General features: G+C 59.9%; 5 protein-coding genes. All 5 read right to left on the bottom strand.

The features are described from left to right. Positions 1 to 1,827 (bottom strand): 3-hydroxyacyl-CoA dehydrogenase/enoyl-CoA hydratase family protein (locus ACE3OH_RS16125; protein ID WP_374355209.1); only part of this gene is annotated, 1,827 nt, incomplete at its 3' end. A gap of 220 nt (positions 1,828 to 2,047) precedes the next feature. Further along, on the bottom strand, positions 2,048 to 3,637 hold the full coding sequence (locus tag ACE3OH_RS16120) for an OmpP1/FadL family transporter (protein ID WP_374355207.1): 1,590 nt from the start codon (positions 3,635 to 3,637) through the stop codon (positions 2,048 to 2,050). A gap of 180 nt (positions 3,638 to 3,817) precedes the next feature. Then, positions 3,818 to 6,271: an acyl-CoA dehydrogenase gene (locus tag ACE3OH_RS16115; protein WP_374355204.1), complete on the bottom strand. Its 2,454-nt coding sequence runs from the start codon at positions 6,269 to 6,271 to the stop codon at positions 3,818 to 3,820. A gap of 21 nt (positions 6,272 to 6,292) precedes the next feature. Next, on the bottom strand, positions 6,293 to 6,964 hold the full coding sequence (locus tag ACE3OH_RS16110) for a TetR/AcrR family transcriptional regulator (protein ID WP_374355201.1): 672 nt from the start codon (positions 6,962 to 6,964) through the stop codon (positions 6,293 to 6,295). Between the two features lie 298 nt (positions 6,965 to 7,262). Next, on the bottom strand, positions 7,263 to 8,239 hold a 977-nt coding region (locus tag ACE3OH_RS16105; protein WP_374355198.1), incomplete at its 5' end, for an MFS transporter.

The raw sequence follows: 8,239 nt of genomic DNA, 5'->3' as shown, positions 1-8,239 counted from the left end.
GCCGACTTCCACCAGGCCGATATAGCTTTCCAGATGCGATACGACCTTGTCGCAATGCATCATCAATTCGCAACCGCCGCCGAACACATAGCCACGGGTGGCGGCCACGGTAGGTACTTGGCTGTAGCGCAGGCGCAAGGATGCGGCCTGGAACTGTTCGATCATGTTTTCGATGCTGGCCCAATCGCCGGCCATAAAGGCCGGCAGCATGGACGAGAGGTCGGCGCCAACCGAGAACACATCGTCCGGGCTCCACACCACCACGCCCTTGAACTGGGCTTCGGCGATGTCAATGGCCTTGTTGAAGCCTTCAAGCACGGCCGGGCCAATGGCATGGGCCCTGGTCTTGATGGTCAGCACCAGAACGCCGTCGCCCGAGGTCCAGGCGCGCAGGCCATCGTTCTCGAAAACGGTTTCACCATAGACCGGTGCCGCTTCGCCCAGCAAGGGGGCCGGGAACAGCTGGCGTTGGTATACATCGAGCGTGGAGCGCGGTACCAGGGCGTTTTTGCTGGCGCTGAACGAACCCTCTGGCTGGTGCACGCCATCGCGCTCGAATACCCAGGCTGGCAGCGGCGTGCTGCTCAAGCCCTTGCCAGCTTCGATATCTTCCTTGATCCACTGCGCAACCTGCTTCCAGCCGGCCGACTGCCAGGTCTCGAACGGGCCTTCATTCCAGCCAAAGCCCCAGCGGATGGCCAAGTCGACGTCGCGGGCATTGTCGGCCACGGTGTCAAGGTGGAAGGCAATGTAGTGGAACACATCACGGAAGCAGGCCCACAGGAACTGCGCTTCCGGGTTAGCAGACTCGCGCAGCTTCAACAGACGCTTGCCCGGATCCTTGATCTTCATCAGCTCCTTGACCGCATCGTCGCCCTTCTTGTTGGCTTCGACATACTGGCCGGCAGCCGGATCAAGCACCAGCTTGGTTTTGCCTTCCTTCTTGTAGATGCCGACCTTGGTCTTGGCACCCAGTGCGCCGGCTTCGATCAGCTTTTGCAGCCATTCCGGCGAAGCAAACAGGCCGTGCCAAGGATCGTTCGGCAAGGTGTCCTGCATGGTCTTCACCACATGGGCGAAGGTATCGAGGCCGACCACATCGGCGGTGCGGAAGGTTGCCGACTTCGGGCGACCCAGACGCGGACCGGTCAGGTCGTCTACCACATCAAAGCGGATGCCGAATTTACGGGCGTTTTCAATACAGGCCAGCATCGAGAACACACCGATGCGGTTGGCAACGAAGTTAGGCGTGTCCTTGGCTCGAATCACACCCTTGCCCAGGGTGGTGGTCAGGAACACTTCCAGCTGGTCGAGCTTGTCGGCATCCGACGTCACGCAAGGGATGATCTCCACCAGATGCATATAGCGCGGCGGATTGAAGAAGTGGATGCCGCAGAAGCGCGAACGCATCGACTCCGGACAGCCCTCGGCCAGCTTGTTGATCGACAAGCCCGAGGTATTGGTAGCGAAAATGGTTTGCGCGCCCAGAAATGGCGCCACCTTCTCGTACAGACCCAGCTTCCAGTCCATGCGTTCGGCGATCGCCTCGATCACCAGATCGCAGTCCTTCAGCAATTCGAGGTGTTCGTCGTAGTTGGCCGGCGTGATGAAGTCGGCACGCGCCTTGGAAGCCAGCGGCGCCGGATTCTGCTTCTTCAGCGCCTCGATGGCCTTCAGCGCAATGCCATTCTTCGGGCCTTCCTTGGCCGGCAGATCAAACAGGATGGCCTCGACATTGGCATTGGCAAGATGGGCAGCGATCTGCGCGCCCATCACGCCGGCGCCGAGCACGGCCACCTTGCGGACGATGAATTTGGAATGAGACATGGTTTTCCTCGATGGGGAGAGTCGATCGGGGGCTCGCAAAATTCAACCGCATGCAAAACCGATGCAGTTGCCTGATAGTCTAGACAGTAATGCAAACGTTCGTTTCAGTCTAGCGCTTGCTTGGTAAAGTTCCAAAATCGGGCGATTGAATTTTCCCAGCCTGCCTTTACAAAATAGCAAGAGTGGGCCAGCAGGCCCACTCCCGTAACGCAAAATCCGCTTAGAAGCCGCGGTTGTATTGCAAGCCCAGCACGTGCGAACTGACCTTGTACTTACCGATCATGGTCGCGCAGCTGGTCGTGGAATTGGCCGTAGCCAGGGTGCAATTTGCAAAGCCACCGTTATCGGTGATGTTCACCACCGGCTCGCCCACCTGCACGAAGGACCAGGCCAGGTCAACCGAGCTTTCCTTGGTCAGTGCGATATTCGCACCCAGGGACACCCACTTGCGATCCTTGTCCGGAATCGATGGGGTACGGTTGGAATCCTTTACCGGCGACTTGTCGTAGGCGAGACCGGCGCGCAGCTTGACCGCGTCCGAATACTGATAGGTGCCGCCAACCGAGATCTTGTTGGTGTCACCCCAGTTTTCCGGTGTCACCGAATCCTTCAGCGTGCCATTGCCGAACTTGATGCGCAGTTCCTGGAACTTGGAATGGCCGGTATGGGTAAAGTCGGCCATCAGCGCAACCTTGGGGTTGATCTGTTTGAACACCGACAGCGACACAGAGTCAGGCGTATCCACATCCAGCGCGGCCGGACCATCGGCGTAGCGCGCATTCAGCGAAGCCTGTACACCCGAACCCAAACCCAGGGCAACCAAGGCAGGGTCGGTTGCAAAGGTCTGCGGCACTGTCCAGTCGCCGGTACCGCTCAACTTGTGCTTGATGGCAGAGCGATAGGCCAGACCGATGCGGGTATCGGCATCGATGTCATACATCAGGCCCAGATTCCAGCCATAGCCCCAATCATCGCCATCCACATCCACCTTGCCCGAGTAAGCCGGGTTGCCACCGAGGCGGGTAGCAAGGCCGCTGGCCGTTGCCGCCAGCGACTTGGCCGTCGCACCCAATTGCTGTGCGGTCGCGGCATATTGCGCAGCCAGGGCGGCATTGCCAGCAGCAGCGGCCTGCTGTGCAGCAGCGGCAGCTTGCTGTGCGCCAGCAGCAGCTTTTTGTGCATTGGCGACGATGCCTGGCGCCACCAGGGCGACTACGCCAGTACCCATATCAGCGCCCTTGACCAGCTTGCCTTCGATAAACTGGGCGGTTACGCCAGCACCGATGGACAGCTGATCGTTCACCTTGAACGCGAACGAAGGATTGATCGCAATCGTTTTCAGCTCGGTCTCGATCACGTTGTAGCGGCCGGCCCAGTTCTCGTCATACTTGGTCTTGGAGCCGAAGGGCACGAACACGCCGATACCGAAGGTGGCACGGTCATTGATCTGACGCGAAAAATAGGTATGCGGAACCGCCGTCGCCTTGACGAACTTGCCGCCATCGGTCTTGCCGGTGTAGGCCGAAGTGAGGTTGGCCGGACCCGCTGCAGTGTAGGAACCCTGGTCGGTGTAGTCGCCGCTTGGCAGAACCAGATCGAGCACGCCCGATACATTGGTGCCCTTCAGATGCGTCAAACCGGCCGGATTGTAAAAAATCGTCGATGCGTCATCAGCTGCCGCACCGGAAGCATTCGCCGTGCCCTGCGCACTGGCCGACTGCGTACCGAAGTGATAACCCGAGGCCAGCGCCTGTTGCGCCAGCGCCATGCTGACCAGCAGGGCCGATACGCGAATGGCTTGCTTCTTCATATATGTTGTCTCCATTTTGACGGGGGTTTGGAACTGCAGATATCGCCACTGCACTGTCTACCTTGCAAGCGCTCGGCTGAGTGTGGCTGAGCATAGCACAGCCCCTGTTGCCAATTTGCCAAAAAGCCGCACAGATACGGGCTCTGCGCGGCTTTCAAACGACAGTTTGTGGCTTTTTATTTATACCGGCTGGCGCTGGCTGATTTCGGTGTCGTGCTTGTCCAGCATCATGTCGAAATCATCCACCATGATCACCTCGCGCTTGAGACGGCGGGCGCGGGTCACTGCATCGAACTCGGCCTGGGTGATCAAGCCGCTCGCCAGTGCTTCATCCAGGCGCCCCTTGGCATCGAGCGCCTTGAGCTTGCCATCGCGCTGTGCGCGGCGCAGCTTGCCCTCGCTGGACTCAGCCTCGATATGCGCTTGCAAGGCATAGCTGAGCACACCCACTGCATCGGTTTCATCCTGTGGCACATACACATCGCGCGTCAGGCGATCGCGCGCACCACCAGGCTGCATCAACAGACGGGCAATCTTGGTACCGAGACGATCACGCGGCGTGGTGAAGTGACGACCCAAGGGGAAGATGATCCAGCCCAGCATAAAGGCGAGCGGGCGATTCGGCAGATTGGCCAGCACACCGGTGAACGCTTCCTGGGCATCGTGCAGGGCCTGCAATACTGCCCATTTGGCCAGCGGCAGATCATCCTTCTGGCTGCCTTCGTCGGCAAAGCGCTTCAGCACAGCGGTGGCGATAAACAGATTGGACAGGATGTCGCCCAAGCGGGCCGAGATCTTTTCACGGAACTTGAGCGAGCCGCCCATGCTGAACATGGCCATATCGGACAGCAGCGCAAATGCCGTGCTCAGACGCTCGATATCCTTGTAGTACTGCGCCAATTCACCCGCCTGCGCCGGAGCAGAGGCGATCTTCGAACCGGTCAGGCCCAGCACGAAGGCACGAATCTTGTTGCTCAGCACAAAGCCGATATGGCGGGTAAAGGCATCGTCAAATTCGACCAGATCGTTGTTCATGGCCGCCTTCATTTCGCGCAGCACATAGGGATGGCAACGAATGGCACCTTGCCCGTAGATGATCATCGAGCGGGTGAGGATATTGGCGCCTTCCACGGTAATGGCCACCGGGATGGTCTGGTAGGCCTTGCCGAGGTAGTTGCGCGGACCCAATACCACCGCCTTGCCGCCGTGAATATCCATGGCATCGTTCAGCACCTTGCGCAGGCGTTCGGTGTTGTGGTACTTGAGGATGGCCGAAATGACCGACGGCTTTTCGCCGATATCCAGGCCAGTCAGCGCCAGGCGCTGGGTCGAATCCATCTGGTAGGTGTATCCGCCGATACGCGCCAGCGCTTCATCGACGCCTTCGAACTTGCCGATCGACATGCCGAACTGCTCGCGCACCCGGGCATAGGCACCCGTGACATAGCTGGCGAACTTGCCGGACGCCACCGACATGGCCGGCAAGGAAATGCAGCGGCCGACCGACAGGCACTCGACCAGCATGCGCCAGCCCTGGCCGGCGTAATCCTTGCCACCGATGATCCAGTCCAGCGGAATGAACACATCGCGACCCATGGTCGGGCCATTCATGAATACCGAACCGGGCGGGCAGTGGCGGCGACCGATCTCGACGCCGACATGGTCGGTCGGGATCAGCGCACAGGTGATGCCGATGTCTTCCTTGTCACCCAGGATATGATCCGGGTCGTACATCTTGAATGCCATACCAAGAATGGTGGCGACCGGTGCCAGGGTGATCCAGCGCTTTTCCCAGTTCAGGCGCACACCCACCACGTTCTCATGGCGCACACCGGTACGCGGATCGGTATAGGAATCGCGACACACCACACCGAAGTCAGGAATCGCACCGGCATCGGAGCCGGCATAGGGGCTGGTCAGGGCAAAGCACGGAATTTCCAGGCCCTTGGCCAGGCGCGGCAGGTAGTAGTCTTTTTGTGCCTCGGTACCATAATGCTGCAGCAACTCGCCCGGTCCGAGCGAATTGGGCACCATCACCGTCACCGCCGCAGTGCCGCCACGGGTAGCGATCTTGGTCACCACGCGGGCATGGGCGTAATTGGAAAACTCCACGCCACCGTATTTCTTCTTGATGATCATGCCAAGGAAGCCATTGTCCTTGATGAATTGCCACACTTCCGGCGGCAAGTCCTTCAGTTCATGGTTGATCTTCCAGTCATCGATCATCCGGCACAGCTCTTCGGTCGGGCCATCAAGGAAGGCCTGCTCCTCGGCGCTCAGCGTCGGCTTTGGATAGCTATGCAGCTTGTCGTAGTCCGGCTTGCCCGAAAACAGCTCGGCATCCCACCAGATCGAACCGGCATTGATTGCTTCTTGCTCGGTCTGCGACATCGCCGGGGTGATCTTCTTGAAGATCTTGAAAATCGGGCCGGTGAGCACGGCACGGCGCAGGGCCGGCACATTGAGCACCAGCAGGATCAGCGCCGGCGCCGCCAGCAGCAGGTAATTGCCGCCATGGGTATGCAGGCCGTAGCCTATCGCCGCCAGGATGGCGGCAGACCAGACGATGAGCGGTGCGCGCAGATAACCGAGCACCAGCACCGCCAGGACGATGATAAGGATGGTAAGAGCCATGAGAGTTTCCTTCCCAGGTGGTTAATCCGCGCCCTTTGGCGTGGGTGGCGCAGTCAGGCCAGCCACGACGAAGGGCACGAGGTAGGTCGCGATCAGGCGCGGGTCGCGCGCATTGATCCCGGCATCGTTCATGAACAGCCGCAAAATGTTATTGCCGGCAAATGCATGAAAAATCGTTGAAAAGGCGAAGTTAAGCCGCCATTGCAATTCATGCGCATCCAGCATCGGCAAGGCCTGCCCGAGGGCATGCGAGTAGCGCTGCACCCATTCCTCGTTGTAGCGCGCCAGTACCTCGCGCAAGGCGGGATGGGTTTCCACGAAGGTGCGACTTAGCAGACGCACAAAAATCGGACCGCCGCGCGCCGGATCATTGGCCACCGCCAGCGCCGCATCCATAAAGGCTGTCATGATGACGTTCACGCCAAGCGCCTTTGCGCCGGCCGCCGCTTCCAGACGGTCGATATTGAGCAGTGCAGCCTGGGTCAGCGGCGTCAGGCGACGGGTGAACACACCCTGGAACAGCGCATCCTTGCTGCCGAAGTGGTAGTTGACCGCCGCCAGATTGACTTCTGCGCGCTGGGTGATCATGCGCATCGAGGTGGCTTCAAAGCCATGCTCGACGAACAGCGCCTCGGCGGCATCCAGGATGCGCGTCGCGGTGTCGATCTGCCGGGTATCTGCTATGGAATTCATGGGCTTGCTTGTCTGTGCCGTAAGGTGGAACGGTCAGCACTATAGCCGACCCGATCAAACGGTTGTTTGAAACATACGTCCCATTGACACAACAGTCAAGCAAGCGCTCGATTGTGCGACGCAGCATGATGCAGCGCCGCTGCACAGTGTTGCCCGTCACAGGCCTTGAATCGGCAAATACACATTTGCCGGACAAGGCGTCGCACGCGCAGCGTAGTCATCTACGTCAGTGTGCGACAACGCAGCAAACGGCGGTTTTCCGACGAAACGCGATTCGGCGACAAAACGTCAACAGAGCCTAGGCCGGCACAGGCGCTACCACAGCGCGATTGATATGCAGTACCAGGAAGGCACTGACGACACACAAGCCGCCCGAGATCATCGTCGCTACCGTATAGGAACCGAGGCTATTGCGTAGCAGTCCAGCACCCAGCGCAGCAAAGGCGGCACCCAGCTGGTGGCCGGCGACAATCCAGCCAAACACCACCGGTGCCTTGGCGGCGCCAAAGCGATCGGTTGTCAGGCGCACGGTCGGCGGCACGGTGGCGACCCAATCAAGGCCATAAAATACGGTAAATATCGGCAAGCCGAAAAAGGCAAAACCGAATGCATAGGGCAGATACAGCAAGGCGAGCCCACGCAGGCCGTAGTACCAGAACAACAGCTTGCGCGCATTGAATCGATCGGATAGCCAGCCCGACAGCGTCGTGCCGAACAAATCGAAAATGCCCATGGCGGCGAGAATGCCGGCGCCGCGCACCGGGCTCAGGCCGTAGTCGCCACACATGGCGATAAAGTGGGTGCCGATATAGCCATTGGTGCTGGCACCGCAGATAAAAAAGCTGAAAAACAGCAACCAGAAGTCGCGCTGCCCGACCGCTTCGCGCAAGGCACCAAAGGCGATCGCTATCGGATTCTGCGTGCTCTGGCCTGCCGCCAGGCTGCCCTCCGGCTCACCGAGCGCGCGCAAGCCCAGTGTCGCCGGGCGCTCGGGCAACAGCCAGGCCACCAGGGGGATCACCACCGCAGCGGCACCGGCCACCAGCCACACCACCGGACGCCAGCCGCTGTACTCGGTGATGGCCGCCATCAAGGGCAGGAACACCAGCTGCCCGGTTGCCGAGCTGGCGGTCAACAAGCCCATGGCCAAGCCACGTTTTTCCACAAACCAGCGATTCACCACCGAGGCGCCCAGGGTCATCGATGTTGCTCCGGTAGCGCAACCGACAATCAGCCCCCAGATCAATTGCATCTGCCAGCTGGCGTGCATCAGGC

It is taken from the genome of Chitinimonas sp. (genome assembly GCF_041904975.1).
Classification (GTDB): domain Bacteria; phylum Pseudomonadota; class Gammaproteobacteria; order Burkholderiales; family Chitinimonadaceae; genus Chitinimonas.
The sequence above is the reverse complement of the archived record's forward strand: the minus strand, read 5'-3'. Positions and strand labels throughout refer to the sequence as shown.

Coding starts and splice junctions, on each gene's coding strand:
- ACE3OH_RS16120 (WP_374355207.1), bottom strand. CDS start 3,637: ATGAAGAAGCAAGCCATTCGCGTATCGGCCCTGCTGGTCAGCATGGCG.
- ACE3OH_RS16115 (WP_374355204.1), bottom strand. CDS start 6,271: ATGGCTCTTACCATCCTTATCATCGTCCTGGCGGTGCTGGTGCTCGGT.
- ACE3OH_RS16110 (WP_374355201.1), bottom strand. CDS start 6,964: ATGAATTCCATAGCAGATACCCGGCAGATCGACACCGCGACGCGCATC.